20 protein-coding genes are annotated in these 18,745 nt (G+C 41.4%); 7 read left to right on the forward strand and 13 right to left on the reverse strand.

The annotated features are described in order from the left end of the window. Positions 1–4 precede the first annotated feature (4 nt). The 9 genes from rpsP to ispH all read right to left on the reverse strand — a co-directional run bounded on the left by rpsP (position 5) and on the right by ispH (position 9,257). Positions 5–262: a 30S ribosomal protein S16 gene (rpsP, locus tag AC3IT7_RS13265; protein WP_005013161.1), complete on the reverse strand. Its 258-nt coding sequence runs from the start codon at positions 260–262 to the stop codon at positions 5–7. 142 nt (positions 263–404) lie between these two features. Beyond that, positions 405–893, reverse strand: coding sequence for a type IV pilin protein (locus tag AC3IT7_RS13270; protein WP_489248768.1), 489 nt, complete (start codon positions 891–893; stop codon positions 405–407). Then, the gene (locus tag AC3IT7_RS13275; RefSeq protein ID WP_489248769.1) at positions 887–1,348 is read right to left on the reverse strand and encodes a type IV pilin protein; all 462 of its coding nucleotides are present in this window, start codon (positions 1,346–1,348) and stop codon (positions 887–889) included. The genes AC3IT7_RS13270 and AC3IT7_RS13275 overlap by 7 nt, the downstream gene beginning before the upstream one ends. Before the next feature lie 9 nt (positions 1,349–1,357). Beyond that, positions 1,358–5,359: a pilus assembly protein PilY gene (locus AC3IT7_RS13280; RefSeq protein WP_489248770.1), complete on the reverse strand. Its 4,002-nt coding sequence runs from the start codon at positions 5,357–5,359 to the stop codon at positions 1,358–1,360. 17 nt (positions 5,360–5,376) lie between these two features. Continuing rightward, a complete protein-coding gene (locus AC3IT7_RS13285) occupies positions 5,377–6,138 on the reverse strand; it encodes a pilus assembly PilX family protein (RefSeq protein WP_489248771.1) in 762 nt (253 codons plus the stop codon). Continuing rightward, the gene (locus tag AC3IT7_RS13290) at positions 6,135–7,148 is read right to left on the reverse strand and encodes a PilW family protein (protein WP_489248772.1); all 1,014 of its coding nucleotides are present in this window, start codon (positions 7,146–7,148) and stop codon (positions 6,135–6,137) included. Before AC3IT7_RS13290 ends, AC3IT7_RS13285 begins: the two co-directional genes overlap by 4 nt. A gap of 2 nt (positions 7,149–7,150) precedes the next feature. After that, positions 7,151–7,657 (reverse strand): type IV pilus modification protein PilV, encoded by a 507-nt coding sequence (gene pilV, locus AC3IT7_RS13295; protein ID WP_489248773.1) that lies wholly within the window; start codon positions 7,655–7,657, stop codon positions 7,151–7,153. Next, positions 7,657–8,145: a GspH/FimT family pseudopilin gene (locus tag AC3IT7_RS13300; protein WP_489248774.1), complete on the reverse strand. Its 489-nt coding sequence runs from the start codon at positions 8,143–8,145 to the stop codon at positions 7,657–7,659. The genes pilV and AC3IT7_RS13300 overlap by 1 nt, the downstream gene beginning before the upstream one ends. Before the next feature lie 161 nt (positions 8,146–8,306). Next, the gene (gene ispH, locus AC3IT7_RS13305; RefSeq protein WP_489248775.1) at positions 8,307–9,257 is read right to left on the reverse strand and encodes a 4-hydroxy-3-methylbut-2-enyl diphosphate reductase; all 951 of its coding nucleotides are present in this window, start codon (positions 9,255–9,257) and stop codon (positions 8,307–8,309) included. Positions 9,258–9,391: 134 nt separating this feature from the next. Here ispH and gmk point away from each other — a divergent pair, with 134 nt between their 5' ends. The 6 genes from gmk (at position 9,392) to bfr (ending at position 14,380) form a co-directional block, all read left to right on the forward strand. Continuing rightward, complete coding sequence (gene gmk / locus AC3IT7_RS13310) at positions 9,392–10,015, forward strand: guanylate kinase (protein ID WP_407595271.1); 624 nt, start codon at positions 9,392–9,394, stop codon at positions 10,013–10,015. A 76-nt stretch (positions 10,016–10,091) separates the two neighbouring features. Beyond that, on the forward strand, positions 10,092–10,373 hold the full coding sequence (gene rpoZ / locus AC3IT7_RS13315) for a DNA-directed RNA polymerase subunit omega (protein WP_004896248.1): 282 nt from the start codon (positions 10,092–10,094) through the stop codon (positions 10,371–10,373). Positions 10,374–10,587: 214 nt separating this feature from the next. Continuing rightward, positions 10,588–12,693, forward strand: a complete 2,106-nt coding sequence (locus AC3IT7_RS13320) for a RelA/SpoT family protein (RefSeq protein WP_489248776.1) — start codon at positions 10,588–10,590, stop codon at positions 12,691–12,693. A 75-nt stretch (positions 12,694–12,768) separates the two neighbouring features. Beyond that, entirely contained in the window at positions 12,769–13,152 is a 384-nt protein-coding gene (locus AC3IT7_RS13325) for a RidA family protein (RefSeq protein WP_005263848.1), read from the forward strand. A 343-nt stretch (positions 13,153–13,495) separates the two neighbouring features. Beyond that, complete coding sequence (locus tag AC3IT7_RS13330; RefSeq protein ID WP_005094295.1) at positions 13,496–13,690, forward strand: bacterioferritin-associated ferredoxin; 195 nt, start codon at positions 13,496–13,498, stop codon at positions 13,688–13,690. A 225-nt stretch (positions 13,691–13,915) separates the two neighbouring features. Beyond that, positions 13,916–14,380 (forward strand): heteropolymeric bacterioferritin subunit Bfr, encoded by a 465-nt coding sequence (gene bfr / locus AC3IT7_RS13335; protein ID WP_180049914.1) that lies wholly within the window; start codon positions 13,916–13,918, stop codon positions 14,378–14,380. 49 nt (positions 14,381–14,429) lie between these two features. Here the strand turns inward: bfr and AC3IT7_RS13340 are convergent, their stop codons facing one another. Then, positions 14,430–16,067: a PglL family O-oligosaccharyltransferase gene (locus AC3IT7_RS13340; protein ID WP_489248777.1), complete on the reverse strand. Its 1,638-nt coding sequence runs from the start codon at positions 16,065–16,067 to the stop codon at positions 14,430–14,432. A gap of 298 nt (positions 16,068–16,365) precedes the next feature. Here AC3IT7_RS13340 and AC3IT7_RS13345 point away from each other — a divergent pair, with 298 nt between their 5' ends. Further along, complete coding sequence (locus tag AC3IT7_RS13345) at positions 16,366–16,806, forward strand: pilin (protein ID WP_489248778.1); 441 nt, start codon at positions 16,366–16,368, stop codon at positions 16,804–16,806. 119 nt (positions 16,807–16,925) lie between these two features. Here the strand turns inward: AC3IT7_RS13345 and AC3IT7_RS13350 are convergent, their stop codons facing one another. Genes AC3IT7_RS13350 through AC3IT7_RS13360 form a run of 3 tightly spaced genes read right to left on the reverse strand, consistent with a single transcriptional unit; the run spans position 16,926 to position 18,734 of the window. Further along, positions 16,926–17,114, reverse strand: a complete 189-nt coding sequence (locus AC3IT7_RS13350; protein WP_489248779.1) for a hypothetical protein — start codon at positions 17,112–17,114, stop codon at positions 16,926–16,928. A 19-nt stretch (positions 17,115–17,133) separates the two neighbouring features. Continuing rightward, entirely contained in the window at positions 17,134–17,694 is a 561-nt protein-coding gene (locus AC3IT7_RS13355) for a TPM domain-containing protein (RefSeq protein WP_489248780.1), read from the reverse strand. Further along, complete coding sequence (locus AC3IT7_RS13360; protein ID WP_489248781.1) at positions 17,688–18,734, reverse strand: TPM domain-containing protein; 1,047 nt, start codon at positions 18,732–18,734, stop codon at positions 17,688–17,690. Before AC3IT7_RS13360 ends, AC3IT7_RS13355 begins: the two co-directional genes overlap by 7 nt. Positions 18,735–18,745: the final 11 nt, after the last annotated feature.

Here is an 18,745-nt window from a genome sequence, read left to right on the forward strand (position 1 = left end):
TATATTAAACAGCAGCTGCAGCTTTTTTAGCTTGAGCAGCTAAAGAAGCAACGCGATCTGAAGGTTGAGCACCTTGAGAAACCCAGTGAGCAAAACGGTCAGCATCTAAACGAAGTTTTTCTGCTTTACCTTGAGCTGTAGGGTTGAAGAAACCGATACGTTCGATGAAACGACCGTCACGTGCATTACGGCTATCAGTCACAATGATTTGATAGAACGGACGTTTTTTAGCACCACCGCGTGCAAGACGAATAACAACCATGATAGAACCTTATAGTTTTTACGGATTATCCTTGCACCGACCATCGATACAGCTCAAACCCCTTTCATAGAGGGCAGTATTTTACGCGAAGTTTGCCCCGAATGAAAGATTAAAAGTAGGTTAGCTACAATTTTGGATTTAGTTAGCGGCCGTCCCAGTTTGATGTGGCAGATGGAGTACATGCTGTACCAGAATTATCTGTACCTTTGATCCAACAACGTTCACCTTTAAAATTCAAACCAATATGGCCATCACGATATTGTGTTGCAGTCGAAATCGGTATTGCAATCAAGACCCATTTTTCAGAACCTAAAGGTGTCGTATCTTTTACACTCCCATCTGTATCAATCCATTTTAAAGCTATTGTATAAAGAGGACTTCCTTGTTCGGGATAGGCTGCTTTAATCCCAAAATCATTAGCAACTGCACCTTTTACCTTAAAATTTGCAATTTTATAACGCTGTATCTGAGAAGCAATCTGCAGCATGCTTGCCTGCATCTCCGTTCTTTTTGTTTTACGTACATGTTGTTGATAGGAGGGATAAGCAATTGCAGCCAGAATACCAATAATAGCAACAACAATCATTAACTCAATCAAAGTGAAGCCTGTCTGTCGATTTCTAATCACCATTCTTCACCCCCTCTACCACAACTGCTATAGGTAATATTTGCCTTTGCTTTATTCTTACACTTTAAACCTGTACTAGTTTGCAAGAAAGAGACATTCGTTCCGTCCGCATGAATTGCTTTAATTACCCATTGCTGGCCATCAGCCTTATATTCAGTACCATCTTTATCATCTAGTTTAAAACTAGTATCAGTTCCATCTTTAATTTCAATAGTATAATTTCTTATAGTTTGTGGCGTTAAGTTAAACCCTTGATAACTGAAATTCCGAGATTTCCACTTGGACAACTCAATAACTAATCTCTGAATTTCTTGTTGCACTTGAGATGCCTCTGCACGCCGAGCATAATTCTGATAACTGGGAATAGCAATCACAGCAAAAATTGCCACAATTACTACTACAACCATAAGTTCTATCAGAGTAAAACCTCGTTCAGCAAATTTATTCATTTTATTCATAAACTCACCTTAACGAAATTTTTGGTACCAGCGTTGAGGAATTAAGCACATTTGTGTTTCTTCGCTTGCACCACCTGCTCCTGTTACTGTAATTGTCATACGTCCACCAGTTGAAATACAGTAATTTGAAGCACTTGTTGGTCGCTCATCACCAGAACCTCCACCGGTCCCACCGCCAGAACCACCACCGGCCCCACCGCCTTTTTTATTGTCATTACCGACAGTAATGGTGTGAATGCCTGCACCAATAAATGAACGTCCCGAACCTGTAGGGTCTGAACTCTTACACTGACCATAAGGCAAACAGAAAGTAGTCATCAAACTTGCACCTTTCACACCTGCACCACAGTCACCAGACAGACCATCTTTACTTGCATCAAATGTTGAAACAAACAATTTATTATTTAAAGCAACTGGGGTTCCAAAAACTTTCTCTGTCTGCTTAGTATAATCATCACAATCACCATGCCCTGTTAGACAGTTAGTAAATTCATAGTACCAACCGTTAGAACTAGCAGGTGCTTTGATCGTACTGTCATTCTTACGATCATCATCGTTAAGCTTAATTAATTCTGAGATTTTCAGATCTTTAGTTGTCCAAGATATCGCACTGAATAAATTTTTGCGGGATACATCTTTATCATAAATATTATAAATTGCATCATATCCATAACTACTATCTGCAAATAATGGTTTACTACGGTTGCCACTGCCCTGAGAGATTATTGCAAAAATATTGCCATTATTACTATAGAGTGAAAAAGCCGGCATATCATAAAAACGTGGGCTTTTGCCTCCACTTACATGACCATCAAATAGACGAACTGGAGTTTTTACAATCTTACCGATTGTAGATTGTGTGTTATCAAAATCCACACGGAAAATTTGCCCGCCGAGATCGCCGAAATAGATATGATCTATAAGGTCATCGCCATTACGATCTACACTTCGAATTTCACTCACTACACTATATTGCATTTCTGCATGGTGAGTACCAATTACACCACTAGTTGTCGTATTTGCACTCGACGTAGCATTAGCGCTGCCCCACCATAATAAATCTCCTGCTTTGGTCGTGCCTATATCTTCTGCTGCGAACATATATACACCTGCACCAATTTTATTAATTTGGTTATATGCAGGATTTTCATATGCCATATCGTAACCACCACCAACAAACATTACACGTGTACGCTTTCCACCCCAATTCACAAAGCCGATTGTTGGTTTGGACCAGCTTTGTCCCATACAACCCAATGGATTAGAGTTACTACAACTGCCTGATGGATCAATGTGAAATTTAAGTTTTGGCTTGTTAATATCTTGAAGATTTAAAGCATAGTAACTTTTGCCCCCCATGCGTAAGCCACCATACACATCCTGTACACCCTTCTGGCCACCCTTACCAGAACCAACAGTCAAATTACCAGAATTATCAATAACATACTCAGTATATGCAGTCCAAGGCCCATCTATACCATAAAACAGATTATTCATCCCACCATTAGTTGCTTCAGGCACATCAAGAGCCTTTCTTTGTTTTTCTAACATCTCATTTGGTATAAATGTAAATACTTCCTCACCTCCGCTAGCTGTACCAGATTCCCCGGCTTTTACCACATGTAACATACCCTGCGTGGTGCCAAACAAAATGTAATCTTCACGATCCTCGGAATCCATTCTCTTATCTGTAGTATTAAAAACCAGCTTACCTTTATTTGTTAACATCACAGGATATGAATGCATAACTGCACCAGTTTGACGAAATTCTGGCTCTAAAATCAAAGCATTCAGATCAGTTGGCGGATTCGCTGCATCAATGTTATATCCTAAGGATCGTGTTAGATATCCTCTGTATTGGTCATATCTGTATACGTTATCAGTCAAATCAGTTGGCTTTATTTGTCTTAGATCGCCACTGGATACTCCAGAAAATATTGAATCGATACCTGAACCACTGGAATATTTACGATTAGTAAAAACTTTACGTTTTATTGTTCCCGCACTTGGATTATTTAATGGATCTGTTCTTAGAGCCAATTTAGACCAGAATCCACCACGTAAAGCAAATTTTGTACTTCCTGGAGTATTCTCATCCATATCAACATTATCTGATGTTATCGACTTAGCCCAATAATCAAAATTATCAAGGATTTTTCCATCATCATCGACTATTTTATTACCATTCTTGCCTTTTAATATCCCATTTTCATCTACTAGATATTTTTTTAAGTTACCTGCCCATAATTGAAATGTTTTATCTGGGGTAGGTTGGAACTGTTGATAATAAGCATCATCTTGTAATACAGCCGGATTTAACGCATCTTTAGGAATAGTGGGTGAGCCAGTAGTTACCGAAGGAATTTCTGTGGTTAAATCATTAATAAAGTGATTGACACTATCTACTACATCTTTTGAACTTGAGCCTGAATACCAGCCTCCACCTCCACGTATTCCCCATTCTGCTGCTCTTTTAGTTGCTGTATTAATAGTGCCTAAGGCAGCTAAATTTTGTTCACGTGTTTTATTGCGGTCAAATGATTGAATATCATTAAAAGCATTACCAAAACCGACAACTGCGGTTTTAATTTGAAGTGTGGTTGGGTTATTAGTTAATAGACGATTACTAAAACTTAAAACACAGTTAGTACCGGTCGCACTCTCAGAACAATTGAAACTATTATCATTAAGAGCGTTTCTCATTGCTTTTTGTTCATTAGACTGACCACTTGGCTCACCATCTGTCAGTACATAAATTCCTTGTCCACTGCACTGCTTTTCTTCCGGCGTTTGACTTAGAGATGAAGGCATATCGTATTTGGTAGCATTACTTACTTTAGCTGAACTAATCGAATAGTTAAAACCATTTTGAAGGGAGCTATCACGTACAATTGGCCCTGTATAAACATAACAAGTACCTGTCTTGTTAGATGCACTTCCGCCGGCACTATTTCTGACTCCTACTGTACATGAGGACGCCGTATATTTAGTCAGATCAATAGGCAGGAAGTTAAAATCTCGCGCTGCTGTATTAGTGTGACTTGTTGAAGGCCAATAATTACATGCACCATTTGTATCCCAGCTCATACATTGAGTATATTTCAAGCCTCCATCATTATAAGTAAAGAAGACCTGCTTACCGGTAGTTCCACTATACAACTCGGTATCATTAAATGTTTTCGTTCCCATCATGTATGCAGCAGCTTCAGTATAAGCATTTGCCGTAGGCGTTCCTCCACGAGCGTATAACTTGGTCGCTACTGCCTCTAGCAACCAGGCGCGCTGTTTCTTTGTTACACCATTTATTGTGACGTCCTGATCTAAACGTCGTGCTGGCACCAATACATATCCATTGCTACCTGTTCCATTGAAAGAATAAGCTGATAACCCAATAATTTTATCGTCAGTTACTGCTGTAATTCCTTTACTTGTATTGCCATGTAACAAATCGAACATAGCATCTTTAATCCGCGTCAAACGATCATAATAACGACGCTGTTCACCTTCATATCGATAATTATAACCACCTGAACCACTCTCATTAGTATAACTATTATGATCCGATGGTATTGCGGTTAGTACGTCACCCCAAGTACACCCTTCTTTAGTTTCAGCATCATTTTCACATTTTTGCCACTGATTATGGGTACCAGATCCTCCACTTTTACGCCATGATCTATATTTATAGGCTCTTGCTGTTACCTGACAATAATAGCGAGTATAAGTCGGTGACCCATTCGTCGAAGTTTCAGTTCCAGATGTCCCCATACTGATATGACTTGGGACATCACAAGCATCTCTATCATTTGTAAGCTGTGGAGCCCCCATACTTCCTGAAATATCAAATAACATCATTAAAGTAATATTACCTGAACGGGCTTGTTGATAAATTTCAATATCACTGGCCCGTGTTGTCGTATTTGCAATCATCATTGTAGATAATGCAGTAATACTGACAGCAAGCAGTTTACGACGATAAGAAATCTGAGTTTTGTTTTGTATCGTTTTCATCTTTTCTTACTCCAGTATTACACGAAGTCTTGAGCAATCACGTATTCAGTGACTGTTGATTCAAAAGGGACATTTAATTCTGACAAACACTGAGTCACACTTTTATCAGCATTGGTAACTGGTGTGACTCCGCTTGGAATAACTACTTCATTCATATGGGAATCAAAACATTGATCAATTTTTGTTTTATCTGCTGTAGTTAAGGCAGGCATGATTGAAACTGCAAAAACTTTAACTGGCTTACTGCGTTGCAATTTCACAGTGTTGTCATCTGTTCCCAAAATTTGTCCATAAAATGGATCTTTTTCTGCTTCTGATGAATATTTAACAGCAACTTGCGTTATCACAGCTTTACGACCACTCGTGAAAAAATTTGTTCCACTTACATTCGTTTTACAATATCCATCTTTACCAAAGCTATCATTTTTTGGCTTTGAATCAGGTGCATTCCATTCGATAATGCTTGCACGAGTAATCTCAAAAAAATCTGGTTTATCTGCACCACGAAAACAGAACACTAACTCTTTATCTTTATTCACTGCCCCATCAATATATCCAAACATTCCACTACTACTTAATGATTGAATAATATTATTTTCTTTTTCTACATTAAAAAATGCAGCATCTGCATTCTGGAGCATTAATTGAGTGGCTTGACTATTGGTCGCAATATTTAAAGTCACGATACTTTGACGGATTGCTAAGGTCCCAATAACTGTAATAGCAACAAGTAGAATAAGAACAACGATTAACGTTGCCCCTCGCTGACTTTTCTTCATTGTCCTCTCTCCCCAAAAGTATTACGGAGTGCAACTGTTTGAGAAACCACCTGGCGGACATATTTATTGGTTGTATTGGTTGGTATTTTCACTCTTACTTTTTTATCAAGCACTTGGAATTCCTGATCGTCTTTGATCATTGATTCATTCCCTACACCTTGCGCAGAACGAACTAAAGCCCCTAATTGAACAGACAATATACGTGGTCGGGGAGCACCTAGCGCCATATAGTCATCAATAGAAATATATCTAAGCTTTTCATCATTCTGAACCCCAAGCAGGACGTGAAAATAATCGACCCGCTTCATAATAATTTCACCATTATTACCAAAAGATTCGATCTTATCTGACAAAGGAGTACCCGATTCACTGTACCACCCAGCATCACACGCCAAGGCCAAAGCAGCATTTGGTTCCTTGCTATCCTTATTAGTATCCACTCTTAAAAAATAACGCTGCACGATTATACGCAATGGTGTTTCAACCGCACCGGTCATTACTGGAAACTTGATTTCTTCTCCTTCACAATCAAAGCCACCAATCCAATTGCTACCAACCCTTGTATATTGAGGTTTGTACTGAATCACCAACTGATCACTACTTTCACCTTGTACATTCGACAAACCTGTAGCTCCACTCGATAATAAGTTTGTTGTTACCGTTGTCCCTATTAAATTTTCAGGTAAATTACTATAAGTAATATTTGGTGTTACTGTTGTATCTTTAAAACCGTTGGCACTAGACGTCAGTACAATCCCACCTTGGACTGTTCGATCATTGACTCCAGAATTTAAGCTATTCAGGTTTGTATGTCTGATATCCTGTACTATGTACCCCAACCCGAAGTTCGCATCATCTTGAATATTTGCAAAACCCTGTTGTAATGCATTGCTTTTTTGCCCTGTTATAAACAGCAAAATTGCTGCAGCCACTATAATTAGCCCAAGGGCCAGTGATATCATTAACTCAATGAGAGTAAAACCCGTCTGTTTATATGGATTTGAGGACATGATTAATATACCTCCATAATTAAACAGGTTGATGCTGGATCATAAACTGTCCCTGTCGTACAATTTCCCGCATCTTCTAGACCATCTGTTGCTGCTGTATTACCCCAAGCAACATAAATACATTTACGACCATCACTATTGCCTTGGCAATCTAACAAGTTGACTGTCATTCCTACAGAGTTAGCACGCTGCACTACCTGTGCCACGTCATAATCTGCCATTTCACCAGTCGAACACTCTTTTTCTGAACAATTTTTACTATATTCAGCCTGAGCATCTGCATCAGTTATTGCATCTACATAATCATCTAAAGCACCACGATTCACCCTGATTCTTTCAGCAAAATCTCTTGATAGATTTATTGCCTGAACTCGATAGCTCCCTTCAGAAGTCGCTTCAACTGCCCTATACTGCAAAACGATAAATCCCAATACCCCCAATGCAAGAATCAAAAGAGCTACTAAAATTTCTACCAATCCGACACCTGATTGATGCTTTGTATGTTGCATCAGCAATTCCCCTCACTAATTGGTTGGAGTGCACCCATTTTTGTTATTGTTATTATTTTTGACTTATCACCATTTGTCTTATCGCAGATTACTATCGATGTATCTGAACTTGCACCTTTCACTTTGCCAGTCATTTCAAATGTAATTGAGGTCTCAGTTCCCGACAATATCGACTTTCCAGCTGGCCCCCAAAGATATAAAAGCTTACTTTCTCTTTGTTTTTTTAATGCAGCATTTGCAGCAATTTCATCAGAACGCTTAATAAATGCTTCTTGGTCTTCCACAATCTCCAGCTTTACGTCCTGACGCACTAAAACTGCTTGTGACCGTGCTTCTTTAATTAAGCCTGCTAAATCCTGTGTGCTCTTGGACAAGTTTTGCCGGCCTACAAGATTCCCAAAAGAAGGAGCAGCCATCGTCGCAATAATTCCCAACACCGCAATCGTCACCATTAACTCAATTAAGGTAAACCCCTGAATTTTGCGCATACTCTCTCCCCCTAGGTCTAAGCTTGACCCATTTAAACTATTACTTATTAAAATTACAAAAACTACACACAACAGATAAAAGGTATAAAAAAACAGATAATTGCCAAAATCCAATTATCTGTCAATTTTTAAAAAATTCAGAATGTTAAATACTTAACACTTCAGACTTGAGTTACCGAAATACGTAACTCTTTCGGCAAACTAAAGGTGATATTCTCTTCACGCCCATCCAGCTCATGTGGTGCCTGAGCGCCCCAGTCCTGCAAACGCTGAATCACCTGTTTAATTAAAATTTCCGGTGCAGAAGCACCTGCTGTGACTCCAATCTGGGCATTTTCTTTAAACCATTCCTGTTTAAGTTCATCGGCATTATCGACCAGATAAGCGGCCTTACCCATACGTTCCGCCAGCTCACGCAAACGATTGGAGTTAGATGAGTTTGGCGAACCGACTACAAGTACCACATCACAACGTTCAGCCAAGTCACGTACTGCATCCTGACGGTTTTGCGTAGCGTAACAAATATCGTCTTTACGCGGCCCCTGAATTAAAGGGAATTTTTGGCGCAAGGCATCAATGACTTTGGCAGTGTCATCAATCGACAAGGTTGTTTGGGTGACAAAAGCGACTTTTTCTGGGTGATGCACGCTTAAAGCCGCAACATCTTCTTCATCTTCTACTAAATAGATATTACCGCCATTTTTTTTATCATATTGACCCATGGTGCCTTCGACTTCCGGGTGGCCTTCATGGCCAATCAGAATGGCTTCTACGCCTTCACGTGCATATTTGGTCACTTCGATATGTACTTTAGTGACCAACGGGCAAGTCGCGTCAAAAACTTTTAAACCACGGCGTTCAGCCTCAAGCTGTACCGCTTTTGAAACCCCATGTGCGCTAAAAATCACAATATTGTCGTCAGGGACTTCATCAAGTTCATCCACAAAGATGGCGCCACGCTGACGCAAGTCATCTACGACAAATTTGTTATGTACCACTTCATGCCGTACATAAATCGGTGGATTAAAGCATTCTAGGGCACGGTTCACGATCGCAATGGCACGATCTACACCAGCACAAAAACCACGTGGGTTGGCTAAAACAATTTCCATAGAATCCTCAATACTCACACCATTTTTAGCGGTTCAATTGAAATAAATGTAAAACAATCGACTGACAACTATTTAGTTTAAAGCCGCTCTACTCTAAAATAGAGAAGATATTTTATCATATCAGGAAAAATATCATGTCGGGTCTCTTGTTTGTCGTTTCTGCAGCGTCTGGAACAGGCAAAACATCCCTCGTTAAAGCCCTACTTGAGCGTGTCAATAACCTTCACGTTTCTGTGTCACATACCACACGCGGTCAACGACCTGGCGAACTCGATGGCGTGCACTATCATTTCTCCGATAAAGAAGATTTTTTAAATCTGGTCAATGAAGGTGGTTTTATTGAATACGCAGAAGTGTTCGGTAATTACTACGGCACTGCACAGGCAACTGTTAAAGAGCAATTGGCCAAAGGCCATGATGTGCTGCTTGAAATTGACTGGCAAGGTGCACAGCAAGTCCGTCGTCTTTTTCCTGAATCAAAACAAATCTTTATTCTACCACCAAGCCAGTTTGACCTGCGTGAACGTCTGTCTAACCGCGGCACCGACACGGTGGATGTGATCGAACATCGCCTCAGCTGTGCAGTGGAAGATATGCAGCAATATAGCAACTTTGACTATATTATTATCAATGATGACTTTAATAAGGCACTGCATGACCTGGAAGCGGTCATTATCGCCAACCGCTTGACCTTGTCGCAACAGGCCAACCGTCATGAAAAACTGATTCAGCAGCTCATCACACCAACTGAACAGTGATTAAAACTTGAGTCTATAGACAAAGCCTTTTATACTGTGCAGTCTGTTAAAATTTATTATTCAAACGAGAATTCTTATGGCACGCGTCACCGTTGAAGATTGTTTAGACCATGTAGACAACCGCTTTGAGCTTGTACTAGTGGCAAGCAAGCGCGCGCGTCAATTGGCACGTCAAGGTATTGAACCAACTGTAGAATGGGACAATGACAAACCGACTGTTGTTGCTTTGCGTGAAATCGCTGTAGGTCATGTATCAAAAGACATTTTGAAACAGCGTGATCAAGACTATCAGACATCAAGTCTGGACCTGGCACTTTCTGCAAATAATCTGAACTTAGACGGTTTTTCTTTCCAATAAGAGATCGTCACTGAAAAAGCCTAGTTTTAAACTAGGCTTTTTTTGTTATGTGACTTTTATATTTATGCCAGAACGGTTATAACATAAGGGTTAGCCATACAACTTGAATCGGCTTGATCCTTGTTAAAGTAAAAGACAGGCAAGCGATACAATTTGTATTTGATCAAAGCTTTCATGGTTTTATTTGTAAGAATTTCAGTTTTAAAGGTGTTTTATGCCAGGCCCACAGGTCAGTCAAGCCAAGCAGCAGTTAGAGATCATTATCGACGCGTATTTAAATCAAAACGATGTCGAACGTGTGCTTGCGGCCTGTGATTATGCAGATATTGCCCATGACGGCATTGTGCGTAAAAGTGGCGAACCCTATATTCTGCATCCGATTGCGGTCAGCTGTATTCTGGCGCATATGCGTCTTGACCCTGAAACGTTGATGGCCGCACTGCTGCATGATGTGATTGAAGACACCGACTTTAACAAAGACGATATTACCGAGACTTTTGGTTTTACTGTGGCCGAACTGGTCGATGGCGTGACCAAACTGAGTCATTCCAGCGATAAAGAATATAATAAAGCCGCTTCATTCCGGAAAATTCTGCAAGCCACCTTACAAGATCCACGTGTCATTATTGTGAAACTGGCCGACCGCTATCACAACATGACCACCCTGGAGGCACTGCGTCCGGACAAACGCGCGCGTATTGCCCGCGAAACCTTTGAAATTTTTGTGCCGATGGCGCGTATTGTCGGCATGAATGAAATGGCCGATAATCTGGAACATTTGTGCTATCAGAATCTTGATCTGGATATGTACAACAACGTTCAGACCGCACTACAGGAAACCAAGCCGAAACGCTGTGAATATCAGGCCAAATGGGAAAAGAACCTGACCGAACTGCTGCAAAAAAATGCCATTCAGGGCCGTATTAAAAAGAAAAATAACAATATTGAATTACTCCGCCACTTTGTGAAAAACGATATCGACCTGCAAGAACTGACGCATAGCCATGCCTTTGAAATTATTTTACAAAGCATTGCCGATTGTGACCGTCTCGCGGAAATTCTGACTCAAAGCTTTAAAATTCAAAGCTATGAAGATCATATCCGCCGTCCACTGCCTGGCGGCAACCAGTCCCTGATGATGCGCCTGAAAGGCGAAAAGACCACCTTGTCTTTGACCATCCAAACCGAACTGATGCGTAAAGCCGCACGTTTTGGTGTGGTACTGGGTGAAAATGCCCCGCAAGCCTGTCGCTCTGCAATTCAGGCCTCGATGCAGAACCTGAACGTTCTGGTCGATGGTGAATGTGCCAAAACTACATTCAGTGAATTACTGGATTATCTGCATCAGGAAAAAATCTGGGTCTATACCCCGCATGGGCATTTACATGAATTGCCGCAAGGCGCGACCGCGGTCGATTTTGCTTATGCTGCCAGCCTGTTTCTGGGTAACCATGCCATCGGGGCCAAAATTAACAATGAGACCAAACCGCTCTCTACCCCGCTAGTCAGTGGCCAGGTGGTCGAAATCATTACCGATGTTCTTGCCACCCCAAATCCGGACTGGCTCAGCTTTATCAATACCCAGAAAGCCCGCCGTGCCATTCAGAATATATTGCGTGATCAAGATCTGGACGAACAGCGTCTGGTCGGTCAGCAAGCACTGAATCGTGCCCTGAAACTGTTTCATCGCTCAATTCGGGATCTGACCGAAGCCGACTGGAAAAACCTGCTGGAATGGCGTCATATTGCAACCAAGGAGCAGCTGTTTGAACAGATTGCTGTTGGTGATTTATTGCCACAACTGGTGGCCAATCATTTGTTTGCCCAAGACCAGCATCAGAATATTGCCAGCTCGGGACGCCTGATTCAGGGTACTGAAGGCGTCGATGTCAAATATGCCCATTGCTGCAATCCGGTGCTGGGCGACCCGATTCAGGGTCATCTGACCCGTCGCGGCCTGATTGTGCATCGTTCACGCTGTCATAACCTGCTGCATGAACAGCATCAGCATCCGGAAAATATCATGCCCTTACAGTGGACTGCCGATGATCTGGACGACATCAGCTTTACCGCCTATCTCTGCATTGACCTGGCCATGGATGATGAGCAGATTTCTGACCTGATCTATCAATGTCGTAAAGCACATTCCGGGGTGGAAATGGTGCGTAGCCAGGATGAACAGACCTATGTCAATATCGTGGTACACAACCGTAAACAGATTGCACAAATTATTCGTGACCTGCGTATGTATTTCGGTTTTCCGCGCATTACCCGTCTGACCCAGCCGGTCATTCTGAGCGAAGCCTCTAAAGCGAGTTAATCATTTAAAACGATAATGCTGTTGTCGGTTGAACTGATCGAATATGATGCATATTGATGATAAAAGGAGAAATTCATGTCCCGCCAAGTAATCCATACTGAAAATGCCCCTGCTGCGATTGGTACCTATTCGCAAGCTATTTTAGTGGGTGATACCCTATATCTATCCGGTCAAATTGGTCTGGATCCATATAGTATGGAACTGGTTGAAGGCATTGAAGCTCAGATTCGCCGCGTATTCGACAACTTGAAAGCGGTTTGTGAAGCGGCAGGTGGCTCTTTGGCAGATATCGCCAAACTAAATATCTATCTGACCGATTTATCGCACTTCCAGCTGGTCAACCAGATCATGGGTGAATATTTTGCCCAGCCTTATCCAGCACGTGCCGCTTTGGGCGTTGCCAGTCTGCCTAAAGATGCCTTAGTTGAAATGGATGGCGTTGTCATTATTCAGCAATAATCTGGAAACTTATTCAACCCATCTTTTTTAAAATCATAAAATGCTCATATTATTGATATTTCAATAGATATTAAAAATCTCTTCTCCCTGTTGGAGAGGGGATTTTCTTTAATGGGTAAAATGATTGATGAAAGAATTCGGATAGCCAAGCTTCTATATGGCTCGCAATGCTGAATCCCCCTAATCGTAAAAATCCTCATAATACTTAAATTTCCGTTCAGATATTTATTTTTTATCTAAATCACCAATCATTATAAAAGCTATTTCAAATGATTTTTATTGACAAACGATAACAATTATCAATAATATTACTTATCTTATTTAAACACTGTGGTTGTGTCCTATGTACGTTTGTTTATGCCGTGGCATTACAGATCAAGACATTAAAGATGCTATTGCAAATGGCGCTGAAAGTTATCGTGATGTACGCGATGCATTGGACTTGGGAACTTGCTGTGGCCGCTGTGCCCCGGAAGCCCGTATGATCATCAGTGATGAAGTTTCACAAATTGCGGCCCGTCTGGCTGTGGCCGCCTAAATCGAATAAAGATAATGATAACGCCAATGATCTAAGATCATTCTTCCTCCCCCGCCTCTGACTCTGGCGGGTTTTTATTGTCATTCATCTAAGCCGAGATGGATTCGATTGCGATTTTCATTTGCTGTTCTATAAATTACTCGCCATTGCCCCCTGACTTGCTTTACTATCATGAGTTAGAGCACTTTCTTAGAAAGATAAATCAGGTTCAAATGGAGTTATGTGATGAAAGGCAATCGTGATGTGATTAATCAGCTCAATCAGGTGTTGTATCACCACCTAACTGCGATTAACCAGTATTTCCTGCATTCGCGCATGTTTAATGACTGGGGTATTGAGAAACTGGGCTCGGCAGAATATAAAGAATCCATTGTTCAGATGAAGCATGCCGACAAGATTATTGAACGAATTTTATTTTTAGAAGGTCTGCCAAATCTGCAACATTTGGGCAAACTGTATATCGGCCAGCACACTCAAGAAGTGCTGCATTGTGATGTACGTAAAGTTAAAGAAAATATCGAAACCATTCAGAAAGCTGTGGCACTGGCTGAAACTGAAATGGATTATGTGACTCGCGATCTGCTACAGGAAATTCTGGAAAAAGAAGAAAACTATCTGGACTGGACAACCACGCAAATCGACCTGATTGAAAGTGTGGGTATCGAAAACTATATTCAAAGTCAGCTTTAAGATTCGATTCACAATAAAAAAAGCCAGCATCTGCTGGCTTTTTTTGTACTTATTGGAGCGGCATATCCCGAGTCACTTCTGCATAGCTGAGTTCAGTTTTCTGAATCGTATTTAAACGCTGAAGTTGATGCTGTGCTTCATCTACATAGCCGTTGTAGGCCAATAAACGAATATATTTTAAAAAGTTGTATTTGGTTGGATAGCTCACCACCAGCTTTTCATATTGATGAATTTCATCTTCGCTCATCTTGCGATAAGGATTGACCCGAATCCAGGCAATCCGGTGATTAAATTCAGTCAACAGATAAATCGGCTTTTCATTAGTGATTTTTTCTGGCTGCATTTCATAGCGAATACTTTGTCCGAGTTTTGGCACCGCAACATCATAATCCCGGTAAATCACGAGCAATAAGATCAATCCAAAGCTGAAAGTCAGTTTCATCCATATCGAAGGCAATGTAATCGTTTTAATCTTTGGATTTTGTGCCAAGACCGTCCCCAGAATAAAACCGACTGGCAACAAGAAATAGGCATAGTGTTGTGGAAACTCAAACATGGCATGTGTGACAAATGCCCCAATCATCAGAATCCCGATGACAGACTCTGGGGTATTGATCCAGCGTTGTAGCTGATAACCCAAATAACTAAAATAGGCCAAGAAAGGCAGACCGATGAACAGTCCATTCCAGAGCAAAAAGTCCAGAATAAAATTATGCGCGCTACGAATCCAGACCGGACCTTGCACCGTATCGCTGATCGAGACAAAAGCCACACTGGTCTGATACCAGCCATAGCCAAACCATGGCTGTGCCTGAATGGCTGCCAGCATTTGCTCCCAGATCGCGAGGCGTGACATATCTCCGGTGGCACGTGACACCACATCCCGACTTTGCACGACATCCGCATCCATCGCCTGTGCAGCGAACTGACTGAGTAATGGAAAAGCCACGATACAGGCAATAAAGAAAATGAACCAAGCTGTGCTGTAGTACCATTTCAGACGAATAATGCCTTTATATTGATAGAAACCTAGATACAGCATAATCGCGATGGCAGCGACCCAAGCAGTACGTGACTGACTTAAAGCCACTCCCATAACAATCACTGCAGCGGTGGCAAATAGCCATTTGGTCTGGATTTTTTTCTTTTCATATAAGTAAAGGCAGCTCATCAATGCCATAACTAAAAAAGTTGCCATATTATTTGGCTGGGCAAAGTTAGCATAAGGCCGTTGAGTACCACTGATATTCACCATACCTGGTAAAGTCGCGTCCAGATTGGTCCATTGGCATATCGCAATAATTCCTGTGGCTGTACCTGATGCTAGAAATACATAGCTTAGATTAGTAAAGGTTTCTTCTCGGCCATAGTTTCCTGTTGACAGGTGATAACCCAACACACTTGCCAGCCAAAAGCTAAACACGAAAATACAGCCCATCATGGCGATACTAAAAAAGAACACCTGCCCTGCCAAAAAATGGATCAGCGGTACACCAGCGAGGAGCAATAAAGGAAAACTAATAGCTAGAATTTTTAATTTTTCTTTTAAGCAGATTGCAGCCAAGGCGAATAGTGCAAAAAATGCGTATAGCTCACCGGTATAGGTCACCCAGGGACGGTAATGAATCGGCATGAGCCATGCAAGGGAGATCAGGATTGCTGCGATGAGGGCAAGCGTGAATTTCATGGAAATATCAGGCAGTAGAAATTTGGCACATGATAAACAAAAAAGCAGATTTGAGGTAATTAGATCTTACTTTATAAAATATTTAATTCTAATTAAGCATATAGTGAGCAGGAACTGACATTTATTGTCACTTAGTTACATAAATTTACTTATATATTTTTTAGATTTTTAAACTATTAAATAATCTATTGATTTAATGAGAAATTATTTAGTAATATACTTTGGCACACTTTGTGCAAACTATAAATTAGCTTACAAAGCTTATAATTAAATTAACAAAACATTTGTGGAGAATGTTATGAATGCTCAAAAAGGCTTTACGTTGATCGAACTGATGATTGTAGTCGCAATTATCGGTATTTTAGCTGCAATTGCGATTCCTGCTTACCAAAATTATATTGCTAAGTCCCAAGTTACTCGTGTTTTAGCTGAAATATCTCCAATGAAAACTGCTATTGAAACGAATCTTCTAAATGGTGAAGATGTTACTGCCGCTGCTGACCTCGGTTACACTACTTCAACTCTTCTTACAGAAGCTCCTACTGTAGTTTCTTCTAAATCAGCAGGTACAGCGTCAATTACAGGTAAAGTTGGAAATAAAGCTGCAGCTGCACTTACCGGCTCTGAGGTTATTCTTACACGCGCGGCTACTGGTGCTTGGACTTGTACAGTTAAAGCTGGATCAAATGATGGTTGGAAAGATTCATTTATTCCAACTGGTTGTACTAAAGCTGCTTAAAATTTATTAATAAAACAAACTAAAACGCATCAATTTTGATGCGTTTTTTATTTCAAGCCAAAATTTTCCAATGACAGTGCATTAAACTTTTCTAATAGTTTTTCAGAGTCCTCTTTTAACTATTTACAATCGCTTTTTACAGCTTTAGTCTTATCTTTTCCCTGTTCAATCCATTGTGCAGGCGAAAGAACATATTGTCCTGCTTGCTGTACATCAAGCTCAATTGCCTCTATAAGTGCAGCATACCGGCTCTTCATCAGACCCCGCTTACGCCCAGATTCAAGCGCCATCATAATATGATTAATCATTAAAGAATTTAAAAAAAAATCACCCCAATATAATCGGCTTATTCCCTAATTCATTCTTTAAGTCATCTATTTTCCGATCATAGTATTGATCCAATACTTCTCCAATCTGTTTTACACCTTCAATGACACCTTCTTTAAACCTCTGCTGAACCAGATTTTGAATAATGCTTTGACAGATTTCATCCCAGACTTGCTGGGTCGTTGCATTCTTAATTCCCCGATCAATCACAATTTCAACCTTATGCTCGCAGAGGTTCAAATAGAGTAATACCCCACTATTATATTCAGTATCCCAAACCCCAATTTCAGCAAATAACTGTCGGGCACGACAAAGTGTATCTTGATAATAAGCAGATCGTGAAGGTAGACAGCCTTCAATCACCACCTGAATTTCCCCGACATGCCCATGCTCGGCTTCTTCCACCGCCACTGCAATCGCATGCTGATCCTGCTTGGAAAAAAAGCGCTTGGTTGCCGGCATATAAAAGAAATGCTTGAGCCAGCGCTTAAAGCTCGGCTGCGCATGCTCTTCCAGCTTCGGCCGCGTGACAATTTCTGTCGTATCTGTCGTTGTTACCATGAGCCTGATGCTCCTCCCCCACCAAATCCACCACCGCCACCGCCGAAGCCGCCGCCCCCAAAACCACCACGGCCACTACCGCCGCGGCCACCACCTGCCATAAAGGCATGTAAAATCAGCTGCGCAAGCGAGGTGACCAGTAAAAAGAATACTCCGGCACCAATCATTAAACTGGCAATTAAACCCATGCCATTGACCAGACCGGCAGCTGTGCCCGCAACTGCGGCAGTTGCAGCACTGAGTTTTCTGCCAAAAATCATGGAACCGACGACACCAGCCACAATAATAAACAGTACGCTACTGAACGTTGCCTTACTGGCTTTTTGTGCCTGATAAGCCTGTTCCTGACGCTCTTTTAGTTCATCAGCTGCCTGTGCTGCAATTTCAGGATCAAGATTTAAAATCCGTTCTATTTCAGCCAGTCCTGAGTCGATCCCCTGAGCATATTGAGCCTGTTTAAAATACGGCGTGATCTTGTCATTGATAATCCGGCCTGCCACGATATCGGGCAGTACACCTTCCAGACCATAACCGGTCAGGATCTGAATACGGCGATCATTGATGGCAATCGTCATCAATAAACCATTATCGCGTTTGGCTGAACCGAGCTGCCAGGCGTCAGCCACGCGCATGGAATAATCAAAAATATCTTCCTGCCCCGTGGTCGGAACAATCACGACACCAATCTGGCCTTTACCGGCATTATGCAATTTTAAAATGCGTTGACTAATCGCCTGTTTTTCAGCTGGACTAAGTAAATTCGCCTGATCAATCACCGGTTCATTCAGACTGGGTAAATCACGCTGTATCTGGCCTTCAGCCATATCATTGGCAATTTGTGGCTGCTGGGCTGGTGTTACTTCAGTATCCGTTGGAGCTGTTTGAGAATTAGTCACAGCCGGCTTTTGTAATATTTCGCGCGCCACAATGACTTCTTCAGTATCCGTAGCTGTGGCGGTTTCTGCTGATACAGGCACTACCATCCCCATGGCCAACATGAGGAGCAATCCGGCACAGTATTTCAGCAGCATCTCAGACATCTGATTTCTCG

It is taken from the genome of Acinetobacter sp. KH_038 (assembly GCF_057839405.1).